Origin of the sequence: Pseudomonas sp. BAV 4579 (assembly GCF_009765395.1) — a bacterium.
In the GTDB taxonomy this organism is placed as follows: Bacteria; Pseudomonadota; Gammaproteobacteria; order Pseudomonadales; family Pseudomonadaceae; genus Chryseomonas; species Chryseomonas aestiva.
The window spans coordinates 1-1,273 of sequence record NZ_WHOV01000219.1; the positions used below are offsets into that span (position 1 = coordinate 1).

Genomic DNA, 1,273 nt, shown 5'->3' on the forward strand with positions numbered 1-1,273 from the left:
GCGGTTGCCGATCTTGGCCTCGATGTCGGACAGGGTCTGGGTATAGGCCGTGACCTGCAGACCGGCGCCACCGCCCTTGTTGATCATGGGGATGAACTCATCGCCGATCAGCTCGTTGAATTCGTCCGCGTGCAGGTTGATGGCCACCTTGCTGCTGGCCTCCCCGGGCAAGCCATCATTGATGCCGTACTTGTAGATGTGGCCGGCAACCGAGACCAAGTCCGAGAACATGGAGTTGCCCACCGCTGCGGCGCCCTCGGTGTCGGAGAGGGCGTCCAGGCCTACATAGACCACAGCGCGTTTGCGCACCACCTGCATCCAGTCGAAGATCGGCCGGGGGTCGTTGACGTCGTGGTAGTCCGGAGCGATCAGCTCGGCCATACGGCCGGTGGTGAGTTTCTCCAGCAATGGCAGCAGCGAGGCGACGATCTTGTCGAAATAGGTCTTGTCGTAGCGTACTGCACTGCGCAAGCCATCCATGACCGGATCCAATACGCGCGTCTGGTTCAGATACTGGTCGATGGCGATGACTCGCAGCGGTCGGCCCTTCATGTTAAAGGGGACGTTCTTGTCGTTGAGCTTGCCCTCGATAAAGATGATCTTCTCCCAGGCCTTGGGGTCATGCTCGTCGAAATACTTCTGGGCGTACTCCAAGAACAGCCCTTCGATGTTGATGACGTGTTGCTGGATCTGCAGGTAGTCCGGCCGGCGGCCGAGAGCTACCAGGGCCCGGGCGATGATGTTGACGAACCGCCAGGCGAATTCCTTGAATGCCGCCGAGTTGCCCTCGCTGGACAGCTGGCCCGCGACGCGGGTGGCCACCTCCGAGATCCGACCGAAGCGGCCCACCGCATTGTAGCGGGCGGACTGGTCCGGCCAGCCCAGGTGGAAAACGTAGAACTCGTTGGCCCGGCCGGCGCGCTCGCACTCAACGTACATTCGCTTGAGGAGGTCAGCATCGCCCTTGGGATCGAAGACGATCACCACCTCATGCTGGCCGCGCCGCTTGCGGCGGATGTCCTGGGTGATGAAGAGCTCGGCCAGGCGCGTCTTGCCGACCCGAGTGGTGCCCAGGACGATGGAGTGACCCACTCGCTCGCCCAGCGGCAGGGTAACGTCGTGCTCTTCGGGCTCGATGCCGTGTAGCCGCGGCAGGCCGCCTACCGGGGGCAGAGGCCGGAATGGGTTTGCGGCGTTGTCCCAGGCGGTGGCCTTGGCTAGCAGGGTGAGCGGGAAGGGCGCGAACTCCAGGCGCGCCTCGAGCCGCCGGGCC

Annotated in this window: 1 protein-coding gene; it reads right to left on the minus strand. The window is 63.6% G+C overall.

What is annotated here, in order from left to right; genetic code table 11:
• Positions 1-1,273, minus strand: a 1,273-nt coding sequence (gene traD / locus GSQ95_RS25320) for a type IV conjugative transfer system coupling protein TraD (protein ID WP_158973996.1), incomplete at both ends; no start/stop codon positions are given.